The 22169-nt window shown below is 56.9% G+C and carries 25 protein-coding genes and 1 pseudogene; 18 read left to right on the top strand and 8 right to left on the bottom strand.

The genetic code is table 11. The features are described 5' to 3' along the window. Window positions 1–2 precede the first annotated feature (2 nt). Together SH139x_RS09560 and SH139x_RS09555 are read right to left on the bottom strand one after the other, a co-directional pair. Complete coding sequence (locus SH139x_RS09560) at window positions 3–557, bottom strand: DUF1788 domain-containing protein (protein ID WP_488355038.1); 555 nt, start codon at window positions 555–557, stop codon at window positions 3–5. Further along, window positions 544–1257 carry a hypothetical protein gene (locus SH139x_RS09555; RefSeq protein ID WP_488355037.1) on the bottom strand — a complete coding sequence of 238 codons (714 nt, stop codon included), beginning with the start codon at window positions 1255–1257 and terminating at the stop codon, window positions 544–546. The genes SH139x_RS09560 and SH139x_RS09555 overlap by 14 nt, the downstream gene beginning before the upstream one ends. Window positions 1258–1616: 359 nt before the next feature. Between SH139x_RS09555 and SH139x_RS09550 the strand changes: the two genes are divergently transcribed. The 4 genes from SH139x_RS09550 to SH139x_RS09535 are packed head-to-tail and all read left to right on the top strand — an operon-like array spanning window position 1617 to window position 5834. Further along, window positions 1617–2723, top strand: coding sequence for a hypothetical protein (locus tag SH139x_RS09550; RefSeq protein WP_488355036.1), 1107 nt, complete (start codon window positions 1617–1619; stop codon window positions 2721–2723). Further along, window positions 2716–3606, top strand: a complete 891-nt coding sequence (locus tag SH139x_RS09545) for a hypothetical protein (protein ID WP_488355035.1) — start codon at window positions 2716–2718, stop codon at window positions 3604–3606. The genes SH139x_RS09550 and SH139x_RS09545 overlap by 8 nt, the downstream gene beginning before the upstream one ends. Then, window positions 3603–4895 carry a lipase family protein gene (locus SH139x_RS09540; protein ID WP_488355034.1) on the top strand — a complete coding sequence of 431 codons (1293 nt, stop codon included), beginning with the start codon at window positions 3603–3605 and terminating at the stop codon, window positions 4893–4895. Before SH139x_RS09545 ends, SH139x_RS09540 begins: the two co-directional genes overlap by 4 nt. A gap of 3 nt (window positions 4896–4898) precedes the next feature. Beyond that, window positions 4899–5834, top strand: a complete 936-nt coding sequence (locus SH139x_RS09535; protein WP_488355033.1) for a metallophosphoesterase — start codon at window positions 4899–4901, stop codon at window positions 5832–5834. Between the two features lie 49 nt (window positions 5835–5883). Here the strand turns inward: SH139x_RS09535 and SH139x_RS09530 are convergent, their stop codons facing one another. After that, complete coding sequence (locus SH139x_RS09530) at window positions 5884–6204, bottom strand: hypothetical protein (RefSeq protein ID WP_488355032.1); 321 nt, start codon at window positions 6202–6204, stop codon at window positions 5884–5886. 299 nt (window positions 6205–6503) lie between these two features. Here SH139x_RS09530 and SH139x_RS09525 point away from each other — a divergent pair, with 299 nt between their 5' ends. The 5 genes from SH139x_RS09525 to SH139x_RS09505 all read left to right on the top strand — a co-directional run bounded on the left by SH139x_RS09525 (window position 6504) and on the right by SH139x_RS09505 (window position 11028). After that, a complete protein-coding gene (locus tag SH139x_RS09525) occupies window positions 6504–8006 on the top strand; it encodes a recombinase family protein (RefSeq protein ID WP_488355031.1) in 1503 nt (500 codons plus the stop codon). Window positions 8007–8114: 108 nt separating this feature from the next. Continuing rightward, window positions 8115–9020 (top strand): ParB/RepB/Spo0J family partition protein, encoded by a 906-nt coding sequence (locus SH139x_RS09520; RefSeq protein WP_488355030.1) that lies wholly within the window; start codon window positions 8115–8117, stop codon window positions 9018–9020. Further along, window positions 9017–9598: a ParB/RepB/Spo0J family partition protein gene (locus SH139x_RS09515; RefSeq protein ID WP_488355029.1), complete on the top strand. Its 582-nt coding sequence runs from the start codon at window positions 9017–9019 to the stop codon at window positions 9596–9598. The genes SH139x_RS09520 and SH139x_RS09515 overlap by 4 nt, the downstream gene beginning before the upstream one ends. 3 nt (window positions 9599–9601) lie before the next feature. Beyond that, entirely contained in the window at window positions 9602–10477 is an 876-nt protein-coding gene (locus SH139x_RS09510; RefSeq protein WP_488355028.1) for a hypothetical protein, read from the top strand. Beyond that, on the top strand, window positions 10474–11028 hold the full coding sequence (locus SH139x_RS09505) for a hypothetical protein (protein WP_488355027.1): 555 nt from the start codon (window positions 10474–10476) through the stop codon (window positions 11026–11028). Before SH139x_RS09510 ends, SH139x_RS09505 begins: the two co-directional genes overlap by 4 nt. Before the next feature lie 103 nt (window positions 11029–11131). Here SH139x_RS09505 and SH139x_RS09500 read toward each other — a convergent pair whose 3' ends face one another. Then, the gene (locus SH139x_RS09500; protein WP_488355991.1) at window positions 11132–11563 is read right to left on the bottom strand and encodes a TspO/MBR family protein; all 432 of its coding nucleotides are present in this window, start codon (window positions 11561–11563) and stop codon (window positions 11132–11134) included. Between the two features lie 101 nt (window positions 11564–11664). Here SH139x_RS09500 and SH139x_RS09495 point away from each other — a divergent pair. Further along, window positions 11665–11841 (top strand): annotated as a pseudogene (locus tag SH139x_RS09495) (DMT family protein); the annotation flags it as partial. Window positions 11842–12115: 274 nt separating this feature from the next. On the opposite strand, the gene SH139x_RS09490 reads toward SH139x_RS09495, so the two are convergent. Next, window positions 12116–12487 carry an EF-hand domain-containing protein gene (locus SH139x_RS09490; RefSeq protein WP_488355026.1) on the bottom strand — a complete coding sequence of 124 codons (372 nt, stop codon included), beginning with the start codon at window positions 12485–12487 and terminating at the stop codon, window positions 12116–12118. Window positions 12488–13477: 990 nt separating this feature from the next. Between SH139x_RS09490 and SH139x_RS09485 the strand changes: the two genes are divergently transcribed. From SH139x_RS09485 to SH139x_RS09470, 4 genes are read left to right on the top strand one after another with little or no spacing between them, the layout of a single operon-like run. Further along, window positions 13478–13696, top strand: a complete 219-nt coding sequence (locus SH139x_RS09485; RefSeq protein ID WP_488355025.1) for a hypothetical protein — start codon at window positions 13478–13480, stop codon at window positions 13694–13696. After that, window positions 13693–14184, top strand: a complete 492-nt coding sequence (locus SH139x_RS09480) for a DUF2924 domain-containing protein (protein WP_488355024.1) — start codon at window positions 13693–13695, stop codon at window positions 14182–14184. The genes SH139x_RS09485 and SH139x_RS09480 overlap by 4 nt, the downstream gene beginning before the upstream one ends. Then, window positions 14181–15743, top strand: coding sequence for a recombinase family protein (locus tag SH139x_RS09475; RefSeq protein ID WP_488355023.1), 1563 nt, complete (start codon window positions 14181–14183; stop codon window positions 15741–15743). The genes SH139x_RS09480 and SH139x_RS09475 overlap by 4 nt, the downstream gene beginning before the upstream one ends. Continuing rightward, window positions 15740–16168, top strand: coding sequence for a hypothetical protein (locus tag SH139x_RS09470; RefSeq protein ID WP_488355022.1), 429 nt, complete (start codon window positions 15740–15742; stop codon window positions 16166–16168). The genes SH139x_RS09475 and SH139x_RS09470 overlap by 4 nt, the downstream gene beginning before the upstream one ends. Before the next feature lie 12 nt (window positions 16169–16180). On the opposite strand, the gene SH139x_RS09465 is transcribed toward SH139x_RS09470, so the two are convergent. Genes SH139x_RS09465 through SH139x_RS09455 form a run of 3 tightly spaced genes read right to left on the bottom strand, consistent with a single transcriptional unit; the run spans window position 16181 to window position 18181 of the window. Next, window positions 16181–17056, bottom strand: a complete 876-nt coding sequence (locus tag SH139x_RS09465) for a hypothetical protein (protein ID WP_488355021.1) — start codon at window positions 17054–17056, stop codon at window positions 16181–16183. 19 nt (window positions 17057–17075) lie between these two features. Next, complete coding sequence (locus SH139x_RS09460; RefSeq protein ID WP_488355020.1) at window positions 17076–17753, bottom strand: class I SAM-dependent methyltransferase; 678 nt, start codon at window positions 17751–17753, stop codon at window positions 17076–17078. 2 nt (window positions 17754–17755) lie between these two features. Then, window positions 17756–18181 carry a hypothetical protein gene (locus SH139x_RS09455; protein WP_488355019.1) on the bottom strand — a complete coding sequence of 142 codons (426 nt, stop codon included), beginning with the start codon at window positions 18179–18181 and terminating at the stop codon, window positions 17756–17758. A 185-nt stretch (window positions 18182–18366) separates the two neighbouring features. Between SH139x_RS09455 and SH139x_RS09450 the strand changes: the two genes are divergently transcribed. From SH139x_RS09450 to SH139x_RS09435, 4 genes are all read left to right on the top strand, one after another. Further along, on the top strand, window positions 18367–19305 hold the full coding sequence (locus tag SH139x_RS09450) for a zf-HC2 domain-containing protein (protein ID WP_488355018.1): 939 nt from the start codon (window positions 18367–18369) through the stop codon (window positions 19303–19305). Window positions 19306–19314: 9 nt separating this feature from the next. Beyond that, a complete protein-coding gene (locus tag SH139x_RS09445) occupies window positions 19315–19968 on the top strand; it encodes a class I SAM-dependent methyltransferase (RefSeq protein WP_488355017.1) in 654 nt (217 codons plus the stop codon). A 37-nt stretch (window positions 19969–20005) separates the two neighbouring features. Further along, the gene (locus tag SH139x_RS09440) at window positions 20006–20404 is read left to right on the top strand and encodes a hypothetical protein (protein ID WP_488355016.1); all 399 of its coding nucleotides are present in this window, start codon (window positions 20006–20008) and stop codon (window positions 20402–20404) included. 118 nt (window positions 20405–20522) lie between these two features. Then, window positions 20523–22166, top strand: a complete 1644-nt coding sequence (locus tag SH139x_RS09435; RefSeq protein WP_488355015.1) for an efflux RND transporter periplasmic adaptor subunit — start codon at window positions 20523–20525, stop codon at window positions 22164–22166. Window positions 22167–22169 lie beyond the last annotated feature (3 nt).

Below are 22169 nucleotides of genomic sequence, written 5' to 3'. Positions count from 1 at the left end.
GGTTATTCTCCGGTTCTGTGCGTGATGGGCGTTGCGAGGTAATTCCATCCCGACTTGGCGTCGAGCAAGCTGTAAACCCCGTCGGCGTAGGTTCCTGAAAAGAACAGGACCAGCCGCCCTTTGATGTCATTGGCAACCTTCCCGAGCACTTCATGGACGTGCAAAAAGCCGTAAAGCGAGGCGGCACCGTAGATCGCAACCACGGTGTTTTCGTCGGCGTCATCCGCCGTGAGAGTGACGCGTATGGCTTCCACAACCGAGTCAAGGAATTCGGTGTCTAGCTTCAATTTCAAATCTTCGGGGGCCTCAAAATAGATTTCCCGGTACTCTTCTTTCGACATCCATTTTGAGAATATCGGGGTCACATCGAGTTCTTTCCAGCCATGCTGTGCATTGCGAGTCCGTACAGCAAATTCACCAATGCGGGCTCGAAGCTTGCGTTCATCTTCCTTGGGATAAACAACGAAGATCGCTTTCTGTGCGCCAGCAAGATTACGCTGCCACGGCGCTGAAATGTTTCGCTCGTAGTTGTCGGCCAAGTCTTCAATTCGCCCCATTGAGAATTCTCCATTCGCGTTGAGTTAGTAGAGGCAGGAAGCCGACATCAAAAACGCCATCGGTTTCGCGCAGGTCAATTAGACCAAGCCGCCGTGCATCAATGGCTCGCGCACGCGCGGTCTCCGCGTCGGCATCAAGCAAAGCAATGAACTCATTGGACAATAGGGCTTTGCCGCGGTGGCCATTTGCAAACGCTAACAACATCGCAAGCGTGACCGTCGTGGGTGTCGCTTGCACCGGTGTTCGGATCTTCCGAACACGACCAACCAAGTGTCCAGCTTGGCTCCAGGTGGACGATGTGTTGCGCGCAACTTTATCAATCGTTGAGTCGCTCATCCCGCCATCGCTGAAACGATCAATGGCTTCCGTCACTGATTGACGGATTATTTCTGCGCCCCCTGGTGTAGCCAGCACAGCACCAGCGGTCGAGCGGAACAATGGGTCACGGGCATAGGCAACGATCGCAGCCAGTAACGGTTGCGATGCTTCGTCGAGATCCCACAGCTTGCGAAAGACGTGGAACAAGGGAACTGAGCTGTCGAGCGCATACAACTCGCGAAGCCGCCGAAGAGTTCCTTTTCGATTGGATTCGGTCGCTTTGCCGAGCAGGTTGTCGTCAACAACGGCTTGTTGGAATTGCCCGAAATCAGATTCCGCCGGAACCGTATCCAGGAGCGTTTGCAGTTCAGCAAGCATCATCGTTCGGCTGGAGTGCGGCCCACTGGGGCCAGCAATCAAGCCGAATTCTTCTGCCTGTTCTGAAACTGAATTAAACGCGTCCACCCGTGCCAAGCTCCTGTGATGCTGATTTACGCCCATTATCACGGTAAATCACCGGCCGTCAACCACCGGATTTAATGTGCCGGCAAGTTTGCCGGCACATCGCGAACCTATTTGACGGGCAGGGTGTCTATGCGTAATGTTCACGCAACACCCACCCGCATGGTTGATTCGGTCGTCCTCAATCCGAGACACCGATTCAACCGCGGGTACCGACCTCGGAGCCTGCCGCCAATGCGTGCCAGGCGGAACACCTAACCAACCCAAGGACCTGGAAAATGAACGACGAAAGCATGCTGACCAAACTGGCGAAGGCCTACAACGCCCAGCAAACCGCTCGCAGAAAGATCAACGGCGCGTTTCAGCGCCTACTCGAAAATGAGATCAACATCGGACAAGGGGTTCGCGGCCGAGCGAGCGTCAGCCAGCAGCACCTGCGGGAATTTCTTGTCGGTGAGAACGGTCGTGACGCAGAATTCCCACGTATTCTTCAAAACACTGACGCTGACTTTATTGGCGGTTCATTTGATCGACACGTAAAGATCTGGCCGCTCGATGACATCGACGTCTTCTTTCCGATTGACGGTGTTCAGCTGGTTTACAGCGAGGGCGGACTGACTAGCAGATTCCACGTTCGGACAGACAACTCGTCGAAACCAAACCCGCTGCTGAGTGATGATTCACGTTGGACAGATGGAAGCGGCTGCATTTCCTCCAAGAAGTTGTTGAAGGGGTTCTACGAAGTCCTCAATCGGCACTACCCCAACAAAACAAAGGTCACCATCGACGGCCAGGCGGTGAACGCGCAGTTTTCCATCGACTCGACCAACAACAGCGATGGCCTGGGCTTCGATGTTGTGCCCTGTTTTTCGCTTTTCGACCCGAGCGGCGCGGATCGAGATTTCTACTTGATTCCTGATGGAAATGATGGCTGGATGCAGACGAACCCGAAGATTGATCGAGAAGTCTCCAGCCATCTCCGGAACGCCTTCGACGGCATGTACCGCCCTGCCGTCAAGCTCGTGAAGTACTGGAGTACTTACCGCTTCAATTCCAAACTGGGATCCTATTACATCGAGCTTGCGATATCTCGAGCGCTAATGACACACAACCAATTTGGCGGCAAGCTCCTAACCCTTTCCGACGCGGTGCGATTTGCGTTTGATGCAGTATCGAAGGCGGCGAATGAGGGTGATCAGCAGTCGTGGGTAACGAAAGCACCCGCTGTCGAAGTCGGTGGGGTTACGAACGCCGAGCTCGGCAATCTAGAGGCGGTCAGTCTGCTCGCGGCCCGTGCGGTGAATTTCGAGCAGCAGGGCGATCACGAAAACGCGGCTGCCTGTTGGCAAGTAATCTTCGGCAAGGAGTTTTCGATCAATGACTAGTCCATCCTTGCCGAATGCCGAGGCTGTGCACCGCGCGTTCCGCGGCACCAGCGAGCTCTCAAAACGAATTCGCCGAGTCGCATTGACTTGTGAGCTCTTCGCGGCGGCGCTCGCGCTGTGGGGCATCTTCGATCCTCCCTCGAATCCAATCTTGATTCCGTTCGCGGCCCTGTCGCTCGCCGTGGCATCATTGATCTGTCGTTTGTGGGCAGATCAACTTGGCTCCGATGCTCAAACGTGGCGGCGCTCATCTCTGAGGGCATACGCAGCAGGAATCGACTTGTCCGATTTTGAGCACGCTGATGCTGACAAGCGACACTTGGCTTGGGCTGAGTCGTTAGCAGACAAACTGCCCATCCAGTGTCTTGATGACTACTACGATGCAAAATGTTCGGTAGGACCGGATCGACTCAGGGAGACCTATGCATGTAGCGCATTCTACACGTCAAGCCTGATGAAGTGGCATGCTAGTATCTCCGTGATCGCCGCGTTGCTAACCCTTGCCGCTACTATCTACATCTTTCTTTCGTTACTTACCTCGCCGCCAGCTGCGAGCCAACGCCTTAACTTTATCGACGCCCTTTGTTCGGTGGTTCTCGGCATACTCCTTCTCCGGCTTGCCGAGCATGCGACCAAAGCCTGCCTATCGTTCTTAGCAACCGATCGGATCGCGGACGCACTCGTCAAAGGAGCGTCGCTGCCCGTCGAAGAGGTGCTTGCTCTTGGCGATTCGTATGATTTCGAGCGATGTGGTGGGCCGGATCCGGCGACTTGTCTTTACACTTGGAGACGCCCGTCACTTGAAAAAAAATGGCAATCGCAGCTGAAGGCAATTGTTGGCTGCCATTCGCTTCAACAGCAACACGAAGGAGGTGCCCAGTGACCACTGCACTTGGGTATGCGTTATTGTGCGCGGCAATTGTTTTGGTTTGGCGGCAGCCTACCGAGAGGAAGAGCTGGGTTCCGCTTTTCGCGGCATTTGGATTCGCGTCCGCCGGTGTTTACTTCACCGGCATGATCCCGCATGCGGCGGCAGCCGGAGTCCTGATGTTCGCGATAGCGGCAACTCGTTTCGTACAGCCTGAATTCGCCCGATTCCTTTTGGCCGCTAGTGCCATTGCGTTTCTTGCATCCGCTATGGCATTTTCGGTGGGGCAGTTCGGCAACCCTTGGGCAGGCGAAACCCGAAAGGAGGACCGCAACGACTGGGAGCCCATCGTGATCCGAGATTTGACGGATATTGAAAAGCTGGACCTCCCATGGTCGACAACAGATAAAACTGCGGACTGGCCCGTCATGGAGATAATGCGGGATCTGTGTCAAATCTCATACCTTGATCCGGTTGACGCTCGCTCGAAAATTGAAGACCGAGGTTTTGAATCGGAAACCATTAACTCTGGGTCGATGAACGGTTATGTCGTCAAAGCAGGCGACCATGCAATCATCGTTCTGAGGGGCACCGAAAGTAGTCTGTACGACGTTCTTCAAGACTTGCTCTTCATTAAGTCGACAAATGATAATGGTTCGATGCACGGTGGTTTTCGCTCCGGCTACAGTGTCTCCATGCATCGGCAGGTAAACGACTTACTGGAAAGATTCAGGGCCAAGCAGGTCTGGATCACTGGCCATAGCCTCGGCGGTGCGCTTTCGGTCGTTTGCGCCCACGACCTGCTCGTCGATGACAAGTATCCAATTGCCGGCGTGATGACCTTCGGGCAGCCCAAGGTTGTGCGTTCAGATATGCGCAGGTTCTTGGAGCCCAAGCTCGATGGCAAGTATGTCTTCTTCGTCAATGACATGGACCCGGTCGTGAGAGCAGTTGATCCATTCACTCACTTTGGCCACATGGTGCGTTATAGTGACGGAGAGATTGAGCGATCCGAGAGAAGCCTCTTACGCAGCTTTGGTGCAGCGGATTCTCAGTCGACGCAAACACAAAACGATCAGTTCCCTGATTCATTTTCAGAAGCCAAGCTGGATGCATACATTCAAAACTTGTCGCAACCGCAGTCGCCAATGACAAATGCTCCATCCGGTGAACCACCATTGATGCAGGGGTGGTTACCGACGCCATCCGATCACTTCATTGCCAACTACCGCGAAATGGTAGATTTCCTGATTCGCGGGAAGGACAAATCGCAGGCCGTAGGAAAACGAACAAGCTTAAATTGATAAATGTACGACATTATCGGTGACATTCACGGACACGGCCACGAGTTGAAGGCGTTGCTTACCGACCTAGGGTATCAGCGGCATGGTGATAGCTTTCGACAATCGGATCGCCGAGTGATCTTTGTCGGTGACTTCGTGGATCGGGGACCGGCAATCGGTGAGGTCGTCAAGACTGCTCGAGCGATGGTCGGTGCTGGAGACGCGTTGGCGGTGATGGGGAATCATGAGTACAACGCGATTGCGTTTCATTCTCCACGGCCTGGGAAGCAGGATGAATGGTTTAGGCCGCATTCGGAGAAGAATTTGAGACAGCATAAGGCGACACTGGATCAGTTGTCGCCGAGGGAATTGGCGGATGCGATCTCTTGGTTCAAAACGCTTCCGGTTGCGATTGAGATCGATGGCATCCGCGTGGCTCACGCTTCGTGGCAGACGCGGGACATCGACTGCATCAACGACGCATTGGCAGGCGCGGGCAGATTCACGCCCGACTTTCTGGCTATGTCGGAAGACTCCGGCAGCGATTTGAACAACGCAATCGAGAACGTGTTGAAGGGGCCGGAATTGCGTTTGCCGGCGGGACACTCGATTGTCGACAAAGCTGGACATCGGCGGGACTCAGTACGGATTAAGTGGTACGAAGACGGAACTGGTCGAACTTACCGTCAGCATCACCTTGGAAGCGATGAAGTTCCTGATGTTGAGATTGCCACTGGCGATTTGGCCAGCGTTGACATCTACCCTCGTGACGCAGTGCCGGCGTTCGTCGGCCACTACTGGCTAACCGGTTCGCCGAAGCCACTTGCGGCCAACGTGGCCTGCACAGACTACAGCGTGGCGAAGGGCGGCAAGTTGGTGGCGTATCGCTGGGATGGCGAGTCGGAGCTGAGTGCCGATAAGTTTCATTGGGCGACGCGAAGTTTGAAAAGTGAAGGATGAAACGTTGGCCACGGAGCTTCACGGATTATGCAGTGACAGCCTTGTTCGCTCAGAACAGCAACGCTTGCGGATCAGTCGCGGGTGTTGTGTCAGGGAGGTCGCCGTCTTTTAACTGCCGCACGAATGCTTCGATCTCGCCGGTGAAGGGGAACCAGCGAGCCATTCGTTTTTTGTCGGTTGATAAGGAACTCAGGGTGTCTTCCGGGAGTCGCTGTTGCATCGTTCGAAACAGCGTGCGGTAGCGGCGTTCGTGTTCGATCGCCTGTTTTTCGTCCAGGGTTTGGACGTATTCGATCACCAACTCAAACGGGCAGCCGGATTGCAACTCACGGCGGCGACTGGCGACGTCGGACGAGCGTCCGAGCTTCACGAACTTTGCGCCGAAGCATTCGCATGTGATGAAGTAAACCCCCGAGTTCCCCAACGTGACGCCTCCGCAATTTTGAACGAGTTTCGACGGACATTGTACTTGTGCATGGTTGGAGGGCGAAGGACGCGTCGGGATCGCTTTGGGTACGCGTTTCGGCGGGGATGCCTCGGCGTGTGACAAAGTCTCAAAAAATCTTGGAACAGGTGTGACTTAGCCGCTTGAGGTATGTGGGGGTCCTCTCGTAACTGTCTTGTCGGTGCCGCGGACGTTGGGTTCGTGGCGACGATTTTGACTTTGACGTGAAAGGTTTCCACGTGAATCATTGGTGGGAAATTGAACTCCCAGATGCGGACGCTCCGCCTCTGGTGCGAGCCGTGGCGTATTACCGGCACTCGGCTCAGGACCGGCAAGAGAACTCGATACCGATTCAACAGGATCAAGTGCGGGCTTGGGCTCGCGAACATGGTGTCGAGATCATTCGCGAGTTCTGCGATGCGGGGCGATCGGGGCTGAACTCGGAAGGGCGGCCGGCGTTCACGGAGATGATGGACGAGTGGATCGCGAAGCGGAAGGATTTTGACTACGTGTTGTGCTTGGACGTTTCCCGCTGGGGACGCTTCCAAGACATCGACTTGTCGGCCCAGTTTTCGGCGGTCTGCAAGAAGAATGGCAAGCAGGTCATCTACACGACGATCGGCAAGCCAAAGGAAAACGATCCGCTCTATCCGGTCTATGTCCAGTTCGAGCGTTTTCGAGCGGCGCAGTACAGTCGCGAATTGAGCGACAAGGTTTGGCGGGGCTGCGTGAAGATCGCCGAGCAGGGGTATTGGGCTGGCGGGCCGCCGCCGTACGGGTTGTCGCGGTTGTTGCTCGATGAGAAACGCGAACCGCTGAACGTCTTGGATGCTGGCCAACGCAAAGGCATCCAGAATCAACGCGTGACGCTGGTCGAAGGGCCGCCGGAAGAGGTCGGGATCGTGCGGCGGATCTTTGAAGAGTTTGTCGGACGAGGCCACTCGGAATACAAGATCGCCGAGCGTCTGAACGACGACGGGATTCTGTCGCCGAGCGGCCGACGGTGGGGCGCCGCCGGTGTGTTAGCGCGGCTTCGTAACGAGAAGTACGCCGGGACAATGGTCTACAACCAAACGTCCAGCAAGCTGAAAACGCCGAAGGTGCCCAACCCGCCAGAACTTTGGGTGCGAACGCCCGAAGCGTTTCCCGGCATCGTCGATGTCGAGTTGTATCTGCGGGCGCAAGAGATTCTGGAGAAACGCAAACAGCGTTACGATCCGGATTACATGCTGCGGATGCTCGATTCGCTGTACCGCTCGCACGGCATGGTGCGGCCGGGCTTGCTGCGGATCGATGAAGAGCATCCGTCGTCGGGGGCTTACGCACGGCAATTCGGTTCGCTCGACCAAGCGTTCCAAAACCTGTTCGACGGTGAACGCGAAAAAGCTCGCGGTGCGGTCCATGAACAGATCCTCGGCCACGTGCCCGAGACGCTGGCCTATTCAGACTTCTTGGTGCTCGACCAAAAGCTGACCGTGTCGATTCAGCCCGCGGTGCCGGTGCCGCACGGTTACGAATCTTACTGGCCGATCCGTCGCGATCCGCGGCCGGTGATCGACATGACAATCGGCGTGCTGCTTTCGGAGCCGGCCGACTTCAACATTCTTGGCTTTATCGCGTTGCCGCGGTTCGGTTCGGACTCGAAGCCGCTGCGATTCACCAGCTCATCGGTCCGCACCGAATTGTTCGGACGGACCGATCTGCAATTTCTTCAACACCTTCTTTAAGCGGCTCAAGTGTGTCCGGTGCCTTGTGCGAGGCACTCGCCCTTAGGGTGCTTCGCACAAAAGGTGCCGGACACTTTCACGCGAATCTTTTTACGGAGACAACCAACCATGACAACACTTAACAATATCTGCCCCATCGCCCGGCGTCGGTACGAAGAAGTGCCGATCGATCAGGTGAAAGTGATCAACTCGCGAAATCGCGACAAAGAACAGTTCGACATGAACGTCGAAAGCATCGAGGGCGTCGGATTGATGAAGCCGATCCGCGTCAACGATAAGTTCCTCGAATCCAGCGGTCTGTACGAATTGATCTGCGGCGAAGGACGATTGCTGGCGCACAAACAGCTCGGCAAGACGCACGTGATGGCCGAAGTGGTCACGTGCACTCGCAAAGAGGCACTGCTTCAATCGCTGATCGAGAACATCGCTCGGACAAAACCCGGCAGCATGGATTTCGCCCGGGAACTCAAACGGCTGCACGACGAAGGTTGGGACTTCAAACGGATCGCCCAGATCGCTTGCAAGACCGAAGAGTACATTCGCGGCTACATTCGATTGGTCGAACAGGGTGAAGAGCGATTGATCCAAGGCGTCGAGGCCGGCGTCTTTCCGATCAAGTTCGCGATCCAGGTTTCATCGACCGAGGATTCACAGATCCAGAGCGTGTTGATGGACGCCTTCGACGCGGGGTTGGTCACGACGAACAACTTCGGGCAGGCGCGGCGATTGATTTCGGCGCGGGCGAAGTCGTCAAAGAAGTCCCCGGCGAGCCGCGATTACACGGTCGGCCAATTGCAGCAGGACATCGCGGAGTCGACTCGCGTGAAAACGTCGTACGTCCGTGAGGCGAAGTCAAAAGAGAACCGGTTCATGACGCTGCTTTCGGGCGTGAACACGCTTTTCCAAGACTTGATCCTTGTCGAATTGCTGAAGTCGCACAACCTTGATCAACGGCCGAAGCTCGCCGGCGACTTCAAGTTCGATCCCACTCACGGACCGGAGGCCTTGTCATGAGTGCGAACGGAAAGACGCCGCGCGGCCAAGACATCTCGATCGTCAAACTGGTTCCGCGTAACGAACGCAAAGTTCCCAAAAAATACCGCCAACGCATCGAAGCGAGTATTCGAGCGGTCGGGCTGATCGACCCTTTGGTCGTGTTCCCGCTCGATGACAGCTACGAGATCCTCGACGGGGCGCTTCGGTATCGGATCCTGCTCGACCTTGGTGTCGAATCGGTGCCGTGTTTGATTCACAGTGACCGGGACGGTTTCACTGGCAACCGGATGGTGAACCAACTGAGTGCTTCGCAAGAGATGCGGATGCTGCGCAAGTCGCTCGAGGAACTCGACGAGAAGACGCCGTGGACGCAAGCGGACGAAAAGAAGAGCCAGTTGCTCAAGAAGCTGCAAGAGGCCGAACAGCAACAGAATTTTTACTCGGGACTGTACCGGCAATACACGACGAACCTTTTGAAGTTGGTCATCTACGTCCGCACGCTGTTGGGTAACCCCGAGGTGAAAGCGTACATGCAGTCCAACCATGCGGAGCTGACCCGCGTGTTTGAGGATATCCTTGAGAACACGGAGGGCTGAGCGATGCCAAAGAAACGTTGGACCGCCGAGAAAGTCATCGAGGAACTCGAGCGGACACGGCAAGGAGGGCCGAAAATGAACCCGCAACTTGATGCCGCCGCGCGGCGCTATTTTGGCAGCTTGCGGACGGCACTGGAGATCGCGGGTTTGCCGTGTGGCAAGCGACCACCACCGTACAACCAGTGGTCTAAGGAATCGGTGATCGCCGCAATCCGCCGGCGACACCACGACGGTGCTTGTTTGTCGCGGACCAATCGCGACGACCGGGCGTTGTACGAAGCCGGCAAACGGTTGTTTGGGACTTGGACGGCGGCTCGGGAGGCGGCGGGATACGCCGAACCGCCGCGCGACTTTTACTCGGCCGATGAGGTGCGTTTGAAGATTATCGAAATGTACGACCAGGAGTTGCCTTTGCGGTTCGCTTCGCATCGCGACGAGAAGTTGAGTCGCTCGGCGCGGAAACACTTCGGTGGCTGGGGAAATGCGATTCGGTCGCTCGGGTTGGAGGACGAACTTCCGCGTCAGTGGAACGAACAAACCGTCGTCGAAGCGATCCGCGAGCGACGTGCGGCCGGTCATCTGCTTTACCAAACGTGCGCCGAGGACAAGAAACTGTTTCGGGCCGGGATCAAGTATTTCGGCAGTTGGGAGAAAGCACTTCGGGCGGCCGGGATCAACGAGACCGCTCGTCAGCGTTGGACCGAAGCCAAGGTGATCAAGCGACTGCGAGAGCTGAGTGCGAAGTTTCCTGGCGAAAGCATTCGTCGGCACGATAGCAACGTGGCCTACGCCGCGGAGAAACGTTTCGGGACGCTCGCCAAGGCCCTCGAGGTTGCCGGCGTGAGCAACAAGCCGAAACGACGGAGGGCTGCGTCATGATTCGAGAAGCCATCATTCGCAAGCTCGTCGAGCGTGATTTGGCCGGCGAGAGTCTGCGTGAGGAGGACGTCCGCCGCGTGGATCACTTGCTGCATGCCGCCGCGATCAACGAATTTGGATCGTGGGAGACCGCGTTGGCTTATGCCGGCGTGGACGCCCGCCACGTCGCCCACGGTCGCGACCTTTCGCAAGCCCGAGTAGAACAACAACTCCGCCGTTTGTGTACGACAGGCTACGACCTGGGGGCGATGGTGAACCGCAGTCGCGACCGGGGGCTGTACGACGCCGCGCTCCGCCACCACGGAACGTGGCGAGCCGCCCTCACCGCCGCTGGGATCAACCTAGCCAACGTTTCCCGCCGACGTCCGGAGAATTTTGATCGCGAGGCGATGATTCTCTGGCTCCGCGACCGCCGCGCCGCCGGCGAGTCGCTTGTTTTCAGCAAAGTCTGCCTCGAATACCGAGACAAAGCGCTGGCGATTAAACGTACGTTCGGAAGTTGGGTCAAAGCGGTTGAAGAGGCATCGGAGGAAACAGATCAGGACGGTTGAAGCCAGTTTTCGATGACTGATGAATGCTTCCGGAAATTTGCTTCCGAAGTGTAGCGATGGTGTTGCACGTCGAGGGGGGATTCCGTTGAAGACCGTCTCGCAATCACTCAGGCCAGTTCCAAAAAGTGATGCTGAATTGCAAAACGCTCGCGAGCGTGACCCACATGAGATACGGGATTTGGGCGAGGGCGATCCAGCGGTGATGGGGCCAGATGGTTTTCATGGCCCAGAGGATCGTGATCCAGACGACGGTGATGTCGAGAGCGGCGAGGGGTAAATTTCGCAGGCCGAACTGGATCGGGGTGAATGCGATGTTGGCGATCAGATTGATCGCGAAGGGGATCGCGACGGGCCACGGGATTTGCTTGCGGGCGGCGCGATAGAAGACGTAACCGAACGTGACGAGGATGATCGGGTAGAGGATCTGCCAGATAAGGCCGATCGTCGACGGTTCAGGCGTCCAGGCCGGTTTATCAAGAGCGTCGTACCAATCCATTGAAGTTTGAAGAGTGAAGGGTGAAGCGTGAAATGGAATGGCTGAAATGTTGGGAGGTTAAGCCTGTCGTGATTTCCGAGGCTGTCGTATTCTACCGAATTGTCGATTCTTCCGTTTTCGGGCGATTGGCAAGTTGAATGATCGGGTACACGCAGATGAACCTCGGTCAATTGAAGATCCTGCAGGAAGTCATCACACTGAGCGTCTTCGTGCTATTCGCGGTCTTCTACATGCAGCAACCGCTTAAACTCGATTATCTGTGGGCGGCGTTTTGTATCATGGGAGCCGCGTATTTCGTTTTTCGGTCCTCAGTCTGATCTTCAACCGTTCCCTGATGTGCCCTCGTTTACCCATTCGGCATGGGAGAATTCGCCATCGATGACTGAACAGCCCGGCAAAGAAACCGAACCGAAACCATCGACGCCAGGGCAGCCCGGGTGTCCGGTGTGCGGCGGGGTGATGATCGACATCCGCGGCAAATTGCAATGCACGAGGTGCCACCGCATTTGCGAAACGTGCTGCGAAGGCGGTCGCGGATAGCCAAGTGTCCGAAATTGAAACGCCTCATCGAGAGCTGGAGCGAGTCGCAGGTCAACGATTCTTGGAGTCCATGCTGCCGATATTCGTTCCGTAAATGTCGATCTCCGCCTGCGTCACGATTCCATCGTGATCGGCGTCAGCGGCGTCAAAGTTTTCCAAAAGCGCGTCGACATTTCGATGGGGCTTTTGCTTGCCGAATCGCTCCATTTCTTCGCGAGTCAGTTTGCCGTCCACATCGTGATCAGCGGCATCCCAAGCTGACCAAGGTCGGCCAGGAGTCCGGTTCGGTCTGTTGAGTGGATACGAGGTCAGTGAGAAGTAGACGAAGCCACAGATCCCGAGAAACAGGGCACCCACGAGAAGGGGCAGCCATTTTCGTCGTCTGGGTGTGGAGATGTCCGGCGTTGTTGGAGTCTCGTTCATATGCGTGTTCTTTCGTGAAGCAAAAATAAAGTCGAATACGCGACGTTCGCCGTGCCATTGAAACTACGAGGGTAGCCTGGCAAGCGGCAACCGATCGCCAGAGCCCGCGGTTTCCATGTACCAAATGAATTTTCGGAGTCGTCATAACCCGAATCGCCGGTGTTTTGTTTGTTTGTCTCACCGAGACGAACCGTGGGGGTTCGGCTCGTCCGGGCGAGAACAACGGCTTATAACCCGAAACGTCTCAGGGGCTCAGAGGTCTGAGAGAACCGGCAAAATCACTCCAAAAGGGGCCGAGTTCATTACCCGAATTTTCTGGCCGGCGTCAGAAAAACAGCGTTCTGAGAGACCGGCGGCTGGCGGGAAAACGCGTCAAACGTTTGGGAAAACACGAAAAAAGCCGTCGTGGTGACCACGACGGCTTTTCGTTTACTGGTGGGTCGGAAAGTGTTCCAAGCAAACAGAGAAGTTGTGGGCGAGCGACTCGCGTCAAGGCATTTCTTGATTCTCTGCGAGGGTGAGAAAACCCCGTGTGTGAACTGCGTACTAAATACTACAAACCTCGATCTGGCGTCGGAATAATGGACCGGGCCGCTCTTGGGGGTGGGAGCGGGACGGGTGTTGGGGCTTTGTTGAAGATGTTTGTGCAGGGTTTTGAAAACACGGCATAGGTTACCTGAGAGGGACGATTTGGTTTGTCTCGGTAGCTTCGTGAATCTTTCAAAAGGTTGCGTGTGGGTAAGGCATTGAATGGTGGCGGGACGGCGGATCTCTCTTCGTCGGAGCGGCGGCGGTTGGTCGCAGGGTTGTTGGCTCGTGGGGTTTTGCGGTGGCGGGCTTCGCGGCTGGCGTCTGTTTCTGGAACTCCGACGGACTCTTTACCCGAACGGCTTGATCGTCGTTTGGATCCAGGGCTCTCTGTGGACGACGCGGTCTCGGTTGGTCGAGACGACGCGTCCGGTACTTCTTCTTCCACAGGGAATTCAGAAAATGTGTGAACAACGACGCAGCGCGATCGCTGCCATCTTTGCCAAAGGCGTCGCGCGGTGCCGGACGGTGTCGCGCGACGAACATCGACAACCGGTGCGTGAACCGGAGATCGATTCGGTGCTGGCGAAGCCAAATGACGAGACCGATGCAGCGTCGGCTTGCGATGGATCGGTGATTGAGGAAACAGAAGATCTTGCATTGAAGGAGGCGACGCTATGAAACCATCGACTGAAATTGAGATCGCGAAGCTGGACGACATGACGGTCGACCAATTGATCGCGAAGTACGAAGACTTGTTTGAAGAAGCGTGTCGCAGTCGGCATCGCAAGTATCTGACACGGCGGATCGCTTGGCGGTTGCAGAGTCGTGATGAGGGTGGACTGAGCAACCATGCGAAGCAACGGGCTCGCGAGATCTCGGCGACATCGGATGTTCGGACGACGCCCCCTCGAGCGGACGTGATTGATCGCGTTCGGCGGAAGAAGCCGGAGCTGGACGGTTACGTGGATTGGGATCCGCGGTTGCCGCCGCCGGGCAGCTACGTCGAGCGTCTGTACAAGGGCAAGATGATTCGGGTTTTGGTTTTGACGGATGGGTTCGAGTACGAGGGGCGGCGGTATCGGTCGTTGTCCAACATCGCCGGCGAACTGAGCGGGTCGAGCTACAACGGATTCGTGTTCTTTAAGCTGGGGGTGCGTGAGAAATGACAAAACCAAAATCGGATAAGCCCGAGGTGCCGAAAATCCGGTGTGCGATCTACACCCGGAAGTCGACAGAGGAAGGACTCGATCAAGAGTTCAATTCGCTCGACGCTCAACGCGACGCCGGCGAGAACTACATCGCGAGCCAGCAACAAGAAGGCTGGGTCGCGATCTCGAAGCACTATGACGACGGTGGGTTCTCTGGCGGGAACCTCGAGCGGCCAGCGATGAACCGCTTGTTGGCGGACATTTCCAACGGCGAGGTCGACTGCGTTGTCGTTTACAAAGTGGATAGGTTGAGTCGATCGTTGTTGGATTTCTCGCGGATCATGGAGGCGTTTGATAATCAAGGCGTTTCGTTTGTCTCGGTGACGCAGGCGTTCAACACGACTCACTCGATGGGTCGGCTGACGCTGAACATTCTGCTTTCGTTCGCCCAGTTTGAACGCGAGATCATCGGCGAGCGGATTCGCGATAAGATCGCGGCTCAACGGCGACGTGGCAAATGGGCCGGCGGGATTCCGGTGCTGGGGTACGACGTCGATCGGTCGGGGCCGAGTCCAAAGTTGGTGATCAACGCGGACGAGGCCGCCAGGGTGCGGCGTATCTTTGGGATGTACCTGGAACTGCAAGCGTTGACGCCGGTGGTCGAAGAACTCGATCGTCGCGGGTGGACGGCGAAGCCTTGGAAGACGAAAGCGGGCAAGCCGCGTGGCGGTCGGACGTTCGACAAGGCTTCACTGCATTCTTTGTTGACCAACGAGATCTACATCGGACGGATCAAGCACAAGACGGAAACGTTCAATGGCGAACACACCGCGATCGTGGACGACAAGTTGTTCGATGATGTTGGAGCGATGCTTCGCAGCCACGGTCGCGGCGGGGGCGCGCACTTGGTCAACAAGTACCAAGCGTTGCTGCGTGGTTTGTTGTACTGTCCGGCTTGCAACCGCTCGATGGTCCACAACGTATCAAAGCGGAAGTCGAAGATTTACCGCTATTACACTTGCGTGACGGCGATCAAACGGGGGCGGAAGCATTGTCCGTCGCCGTCTTTGCCGGCCGGCGAAATCGAATCGGTCGTGGTGGGCCAGGTGCGTGCGATCGCGTCGGACAATGCGTTGCGGCGGGATGTGTTGACGCAAGCGATGGAGCAAGTCGGCGACGAGCTTGGAGAACTGCAAACGCAGCGGTCTCAGTTGCAGGACCAACTCGACTCCAACGACAGACAGATTCGCGAACTCGTTGGTAGTTCGGGGGTGACCACTTCGCGCCGCCTCGCGGAACTGCACGAACATACGGCGGATCTCGGCCGGTCGGTGGCCCGCGTTGAAGCGGAGATCGAACGGTTGCAAACGGATCGCATCAGCGAGACGGATGTTTCGGTCGCGTTCTCGGACTTCGACAACATTTGGAACGCCCTGAACACGCTTGAAAAGGCGGAGGTGTTGGGGTTGCTGGTGTCGCGGATCCAGTTCGATGCCGCCGACAGTTCTCTTTCAATCTCGATGCACCCCGCCGGCATCAAATCACTCGCTAATAATGGGGAGGAAGCGGCATCATGATCAATGTCAAACTGAAAGTAAATTTGCAGCTCAACAAGGTCTCGAAGCAGAAGAAAGAACCCACGGAGGAAGAGACTGGCGACGATGTCCCGGTCAAACGTCGCGGCAAGATCCCGCGAGTATCCCGTTTGATGGCGATCTCGATTCAGTTCGACCAGATGCTGCGAAGCGGTGAGGCGAAGGACACGATGCATCTGGCGGACATGCACTCGATCAGTTCGCCGCGGGTGACGCAGATCATGAATCTGGCGCTGCTTGCCCCCGACATTCAAGAGGCGTTGCTCTGTCTGCCGCGCGAGTTCGTCGGACGGTCGAAGATCAACGAGAAGATGCTGCGACCGATGACCGCCGAAATGGATTGGGACCGCCAGCGTGAGATTTGGCGACGGTTGCAGACGGACGATTCTCAAACGCCAAATGACTGATTGACAAATCTGCTAGAACGCGGGTGGTGTGACGCCTTTGGCTTTCAGGGCGGCGAGGTATTTGTCTGGTTCGGCGGTTAGCTTTTTGGCGCAGCCGGGGCAGCAGATGTAGATGGCTTTGCCGTCGACGTTCACTTTGCCGGGGACGCCCATGCCTCCGAGTGGTTCGTCCATGACGGGGCAGGTCTTCTGGGCGGCGATCGCGGCGGCGTCTGCGAGCGTTGATTTGAAGACGCCTTCGCGGACCTGTTCGCCTTTGGCGGTGTAGTACTTGGTCAGGTACTGCTCGGGCGAGGCTTCGACTTTCTTTGTGCAGCCGGCACAGCAGACGAACAACGACTTGTCGCCGATCGTGATCTTGGGTGGCTTGCCCATGCTGCCGAGCGGTTGGTCGCTGACGGGGCACGTGGCTTGGAGGCTGATAAGGAGTTCGTCGGAGAGCGTGCCGCCCGCGAGTTTGTCCATCGTGTGGAAGATTAACGGCTGGCTGCCGATGTTGGTAATCTCGACGTTCATGTGCAACGGTTGATCGACGACTTTGGAAAGGTCGACGCCGACGCCGATCGCGAGGTTCTTGAGCGTCTTGAGTTGGTAGGTGTATTCCTTCTCGCTGTCGCCGACTCGCAGTTTCAGTGTGCCGGTCGCGTCGGGTGGGGCGATCGGTTGGTCGTTTTTGCCAAGGATCATAAACATGATGCCTTTGTCGGCGATCACGGTTTCAACGCGACGGTCGCCGACGGTTTGCAGAGTGCCACCGTGTGGGCCAGTGGTTGCTTGAGCGGCGTGCTGTGCGTGACCGTGCGTGGCAACGGCGTCTTGGGCGGTCGCGAAAGGCGAGGTCGTCAGTAACGTAGCGGCGGCGATTGCGGCAATGAATGGGTGTCGCATGGAAATGCTCCGTTGGGAATTAGCTGTGGTGGTGATAAACGTGGAAGACGGCTGAGCCGTATTCGTAGACAAGCGATTGCTTCAAGAGTTCGTCATCCTTCAGCAACTCGGGAAAACGAAACTCGTCGATGATCAGCCACAGGTCTCGTGGATGATCAGTGAGTGACTGCCGAATCATTTTCAGAAAACTGTCGGTGACCGGCTGGTCGAAGGGCGAATACAAGAAGAAGACGGTTTCGCTGCCGTCCATCTGGTAGTCGAGGATGTTGGTGCAGACGACGTCGATCGACCTTGCGGTGGGCATGCTTTCTTGGAAGGTCGCGACGTTCCGTTCGGCGATCTCGCACAACGCGGGAGAGATCTCTAAACCGACGACTTGGTCAAAACCGTGTTCGGCGGCGAGCAGCAGAATCCGGCCCTTGCCACACCCGACGTCGACAAAGACGCCGTCGCGTGGCAGATCAAGCTTGGCCATGATCTTGCGAAAGTATCGAGCCCGCGTTGGCTTGTACTTGTCGGCGTGTTGTTTGTCTTCGTCGCTGATGTCCAAGTCGTTGATCGCGACTTCGGATCGCGTGTCGAGTTGGTGTCGACGATCGAACGCATAGTCATCGACGACGCTCAATACGCTTTGCAGGGAATTGGATGGGCCTTTCGTGAAGGCACGTTTCATAAACTCGGCGGCGGCCATCAGCATGCTTACTTCACTTTCGCTAGGTACTTGTCGGGGTCGGCGAGCAGTTTCTCTTTGCAGCCGTCGCAGCAAATCCATACAGACTTGCCGTTCACGTCGACCTTCTCGGGGGCTCCCATCGTGCCGAGCATCTCGTCGCTGACGGGGCACATGTGCTGGGCCATCGCGGACTTGTAGTCTTCCGGCGAAAGCTCTTTCAGGCCCGGCATCATCTTTACCATTGGTGAATCGGCATCGACGTCGGCCTGATCGCCATGATCGTGTTCCGCGTGATCGTGCTCGCTTTGGTCGTGATCAGCGTGATCGTCGGATGTGTCGCTGGCGGGAGTGGCTGACGGTGCGACGGGATCGGATTCCGGCGACGAGCAGCCGTAGATGCAGATGGCGAGCAGGCCGACCAGAAATGCGGAGAGGATTGGCTTCGTTTTCATGAATTTGCCTTCGCGATGTTGAGAGGGCGGAGATCGGGTGGGACGTGCGTTTCGATGCCTGGTGCGTGGCTTTCTTCACGCGTTGCCGAAAGAATTTTCTTTTTCCGCCGAAACGGTGAAGAAACGGGATGGTCGAGCATCCAAAACCCTGAACACGAAACGTCCCCCTGGAGAGCGAGCGGGTCATGTCAACGAACGATTGCCAAACGGTGCAGCGTCATCTGTCGGCCTACCACGACGGTGAGTTGTCGGCTGCGCAGAACGAAGCGATCGCGAAGCACGTCGGGTACTGTTCCGCGTGCGCGGCGGAACTGGCATCGTTCGAGTCACTCGGGTCGGCGTTTGACCAGTCACCCGTGCCGGCAAGGCCGTCGGACTTGTGGCAACGAATTGAACGTGAGCTTCCGGCACCAGCCGAGCCGGTCACGTTGTCGCGGCGGTCAGTAATGCTGTCAGGACGGTTCGTGACTTGGATTCGCGAGTCGCCTTACGGAGCGGGCTTGGTGTCGATGGCAGCTTCGGTTTTGGTGCTATTGGGTGCGGGGCTGTGGTATGGCGAAGAAAGAGGGGGAGTGAAGGAGATGGGCAGTGGGGGAGCGATGGCAATGCACTCGCATGACGGCGAAGAAGCGATGTCGGCGGAGCACATGGTCGAGTTCGCAGGCGTGATGAATGACTATTTGCAAAAGTTGCCGAGCGATCCTGACGCGGCGGAACAGATGCTGCTGTCGAAGTACAACGGCGAAACGGTCGATTCGGATGGTGCCGTGAAGTTGATCGGTTACCGTCCGATCATCTCGGGAGGATTGCCAAAGGGCTATTCGCTCGCGTCGACCAGCGTCTTGAAGATGCCTTGTTGCACTTGCGTGAAGGCAGTTTGCAAACGTAGCGACGGTTCGACCTTGGTTCTGTTTGAACATGACGACGAAGAAGCCGCTTGGTTCGGCGATCGGCCATCAAGCATGGCGATGTGCGGCGACAAGGATTGCTGCCTCGTTGATCTCGATTCGAGCATTGCGGCGACTTGGAAACAGGGTTCCCGCAGCGTCACGGCGGTCGGCGTTCGCGATCAAGAGGAAGTGGCGACGCTGGTGAACTGGTTGGGAAATCGAGTCCAGGGCTAAATGAACACTATGACGCTCGCTCATAAAGCCAAGTCCGCCGTCGCCTCGATCAGATTCAACCTGCAAGTGCAGTCGTTGCCCGATCGCCTGTATCTGCGGCAAGTCATGCTTCCAGCGATGGCGAGGATGAAGCCAGCGAATGTGCTGCTCGCCGGAACCCGTCGCTACACGCGGCGGTATCCGGAAGCCTTTGATCGCCAGACGACAGCCGTATGGACGATTGACTTCGATCCGACAGCCGCGGCATTTGGCAACGGCCAACTTCACCGAACCGGAGACATGTGCAGGGTGGACAAGGTCTTTCGCGGTGTCCGTTTCGACATGATCCACATCAACGGCTTGCTTGGTTTCGGCGTCGACTCGCCCGACAACGTTCTCGCGATGATCAAAGCCTGTCACCGCGTTCTACAGCCCAGCGGCTATCTCATGCTCGGCTGGGACTCCGACCGAACACCGGACCCAACGCACAACAAAGAGATCACATCACGCTTCGAGCACACCGGATTCCTCGACGCCCCCGCCCGTCACACCGTCACCGGGATCGAAGGCCACGATCACGTCTTCGACTGGTTCCGACGGGGTGATTCAGAAGACTCAAACACAATGCAATGCAGCAAGTCGTTTGGTTTTGACATTTATCCCCAGTCGGACAAATTGGATTGAGCTTTACATTTACACCATCGCGACCGATAATGATGTCATGTTTCAATTATTGATTCGCACTGTGATGACCGCCACCGTGTTGGCCTGTCCAGCACTGGGTGGTCGCTGCTGCGATGCGGGAAGTTCAGACGTGTCCACTGACGCACTGGCGGTCGATCTTTGCGAAACATGCTGTTGCCACGATTCCGAATCGCCTGAGCCGGCTTGTCCGGCTGAGGGTGGCGAGTGTCACGATTGCTTCTGTGCGGGGGCGCTGCCGATTGGGCCGAGTGCTTTGGACTCGCTTTCGTTCGATTCGCTCTCGTTTGATTTCGTTGTCTACACGCCGGCTTCGACGCTGGCCTCTTTGAATCGGGCGTCTGCTCGGCTCGATATCTGTCAATGGCCGCCGACCACGGGCGAGCGATTGGCCACTCTCTGCACGCTGCTGATCTAGCAGCGGACTTTCCTACGCATTTGACGAGCGGATCGTCAAATCCTGAGCGGGTTGCTGCGCGTATGTTGTGTCGGCGTCGCTCGATCTTTGAAAGTCGAAAACGTTTGAGTGTGCCTGTATGTCTACAACTCTTGATAAGCCGGACGTCGATGCGCCGGTGACCGAACAGCCGACGCAAAATGGCGTCCCGGAAGCCGAGCGAAACGCAGCGACGACCGAGCGGGCGAACATCGCTTCAACGATCCTTGGGTGGGTTCCGCCTGTCTTGGTGCTGAGCCTATTGGCCGGCATCGGCTGGTACGGACATCACAACGATTGGAAGTTGCCATCGCTGAGTTCCATTGCGACGACGGAGGTTGCATCGGGACCGCAGTGGTGCGACAGCCACGGCGTGCCAGAAGACGACTGTGTCGTTTGCGATCCGTCGCTGCTCGAATCACCAGCGGAATTGACGTTCTGCAACGAACACGGCGTCCATGGATGCGTGCTTCATCATCCCGAACTGGCACAGACCAAAACGCCGGTCGAAGTGTCCGACGCGGACTTGCAACGAGCCGCCGAAGCGTTGTCGCTCATACCGCGAGCGGAGAATCTGCCGCTGAGCAGTTCGGCGGGATCGCGGATTCAGTTCGCCTCGATCGAAGCGATGAATAAAGCGGGCGTGGACGTTGAACCGGTGACTCGGGCGAGCATCACCGAGTCGATCGAAGCGGCGGGCGAGATTCAATACAACGCGACCAAGACCGCCCAAGTGTCGCCATCGGCCGACGGCATCGTTCGCAAAGTTCTGGTCAACGTCGGCGACTGGGTCAAAGTCGGCGACGTGTTGGCAGTGGTCGATTCCAAAGACATCGGACGGCTGAAGTCGGAGTTGCTGTCGGCACTCCTCGAAGAACGCCTGCAACTCGATCAGCTTGCTCGCGTCGAGAAACTCGCTCCCAGCGGTGCGGTGCCCGGCAGCCGCGTGATCGAAGTAAAAACGGCGATGCAGAAAGCGATCGTCGCCGTCGAGCAAGTCATTCGCGACTTCGCCAACCTTGGCGTGAGCGTCGATCATGTCGAACTGCAATCGTCGAATCTCGCGGAGACGAAACGACGGGTTCGTGAGATCGGAATGACTCAACTTGATTCATCGACCGGCGGCGATAACTTGATTGCGGTGACGGCACCGATCGAAGGTCGCATCGTCGATCGTGACATCACGGTAGGCGAAGTGGTCGATCGCGGCAGCCGCATGTTCCGCATCGCTGATACGCGAACGGTTTGGTTGGATCTTCGGGTAGCCGCCGAACAAGCGTCGCTGGCTCAGCTTGGATTGCCGGTTCGCTACCAAGGCGACGGCAGCCAAGTCAAACACGAAGGCCTGATCACTTGGATCAGTAGCGATGTCGACCCGCAAACTCGGACCGTACGCGTTCGTGCCGAGCTACCGAACGCAGACGCAAGTCTTCGCAATGAATCGTTCGGGCGTGGCGAGATCGTGCTGCGTCAAGAACCGGCGGCGATCGTCGTTCCCGAGGAATCGTTGCAGTGGGATGGGTCGAGCCATGTCGTGTTTGTTCGCGACGCAAGATTCTTTGAAAAGGACCGGCCGAAGTTCTTTGTGACTCGTTCGGTGCGTCCGGGTGCGAAGCAAGATGGTTTTGTCGAAATCATCGCTGGCGTGTTGCCCGGCGAAGTCGTCGCGAGCAGTGGAAGCGATGTGCTCCGCGCCCAACTCCTGCGTAGCAACTTGGGAGCCGGCTGCACCTGCGGTCACTGATTC

It is taken from the genome of Kothea flammea (genome assembly GCF_052161645.1).
Lineage (GTDB): Bacteria > Planctomycetota > Planctomycetia > Pirellulales > Pirellulaceae > Laterigemmans.
This window is presented reverse-complemented; position numbering and strand designations above follow the sequence as displayed.

What these genes read in the sequence shown, in the direction of transcription:
- SH139x_RS09560 (WP_488355038.1), bottom strand. Translation starts at nt 557, where the DNA reads ATGGGGCGAATTGAAGACTTGGCCGACAACTACGAGCGAAACATTTCA.
- SH139x_RS09555 (WP_488355037.1), bottom strand. Translation starts at nt 1,257, where the DNA reads ATGATGCTTGCTGAACTGCAAACGCTCCTGGATACGGTTCCGGCGGAA.
- SH139x_RS09550 (WP_488355036.1), top strand. Translation starts at nt 1,617, where the DNA reads ATGAACGACGAAAGCATGCTGACCAAACTGGCGAAGGCCTACAACGCC.
- SH139x_RS09545 (WP_488355035.1), top strand. Translation starts at nt 2,716, where the DNA reads ATGACTAGTCCATCCTTGCCGAATGCCGAGGCTGTGCACCGCGCGTTC.
- SH139x_RS09535 (WP_488355033.1), top strand. Translation starts at nt 4,899, where the DNA reads ATGTACGACATTATCGGTGACATTCACGGACACGGCCACGAGTTGAAG.
- SH139x_RS09520 (WP_488355030.1), top strand. Translation starts at nt 8,115, where the DNA reads ATGACAACACTTAACAATATCTGCCCCATCGCCCGGCGTCGGTACGAA.
- SH139x_RS09515 (WP_488355029.1), top strand. Translation starts at nt 9,017, where the DNA reads ATGAGTGCGAACGGAAAGACGCCGCGCGGCCAAGACATCTCGATCGTC.
- SH139x_RS09510 (WP_488355028.1), top strand. Translation starts at nt 9,602, where the DNA reads ATGCCAAAGAAACGTTGGACCGCCGAGAAAGTCATCGAGGAACTCGAG.
- SH139x_RS09505 (WP_488355027.1), top strand. Translation starts at nt 10,474, where the DNA reads ATGATTCGAGAAGCCATCATTCGCAAGCTCGTCGAGCGTGATTTGGCC.
- SH139x_RS09490 (WP_488355026.1), bottom strand. Translation starts at nt 12,487, where the DNA reads ATGAACGAGACTCCAACAACGCCGGACATCTCCACACCCAGACGACGA.
- SH139x_RS09485 (WP_488355025.1), top strand. Translation starts at nt 13,478, where the DNA reads ATGTGTGAACAACGACGCAGCGCGATCGCTGCCATCTTTGCCAAAGGC.
- SH139x_RS09480 (WP_488355024.1), top strand. Translation starts at nt 13,693, where the DNA reads ATGAAACCATCGACTGAAATTGAGATCGCGAAGCTGGACGACATGACG.
- SH139x_RS09475 (WP_488355023.1), top strand. Translation starts at nt 14,181, where the DNA reads ATGACAAAACCAAAATCGGATAAGCCCGAGGTGCCGAAAATCCGGTGT.
- SH139x_RS09470 (WP_488355022.1), top strand. Translation starts at nt 15,740, where the DNA reads ATGATCAATGTCAAACTGAAAGTAAATTTGCAGCTCAACAAGGTCTCG.
- SH139x_RS09465 (WP_488355021.1), bottom strand. Translation starts at nt 17,056, where the DNA reads ATGCGACACCCATTCATTGCCGCAATCGCCGCCGCTACGTTACTGACG.
- SH139x_RS09460 (WP_488355020.1), bottom strand. Translation starts at nt 17,753, where the DNA reads ATGCTGATGGCCGCCGCCGAGTTTATGAAACGTGCCTTCACGAAAGGC.
- SH139x_RS09455 (WP_488355019.1), bottom strand. Translation starts at nt 18,181, where the DNA reads ATGAAAACGAAGCCAATCCTCTCCGCATTTCTGGTCGGCCTGCTCGCC.
- SH139x_RS09450 (WP_488355018.1), top strand. Translation starts at nt 18,367, where the DNA reads ATGTCAACGAACGATTGCCAAACGGTGCAGCGTCATCTGTCGGCCTAC.
- SH139x_RS09445 (WP_488355017.1), top strand. Translation starts at nt 19,315, where the DNA reads ATGACGCTCGCTCATAAAGCCAAGTCCGCCGTCGCCTCGATCAGATTC.
- SH139x_RS09440 (WP_488355016.1), top strand. Translation starts at nt 20,006, where the DNA reads ATGTTTCAATTATTGATTCGCACTGTGATGACCGCCACCGTGTTGGCC.
- SH139x_RS09435 (WP_488355015.1), top strand. Translation starts at nt 20,523, where the DNA reads ATGTCTACAACTCTTGATAAGCCGGACGTCGATGCGCCGGTGACCGAA.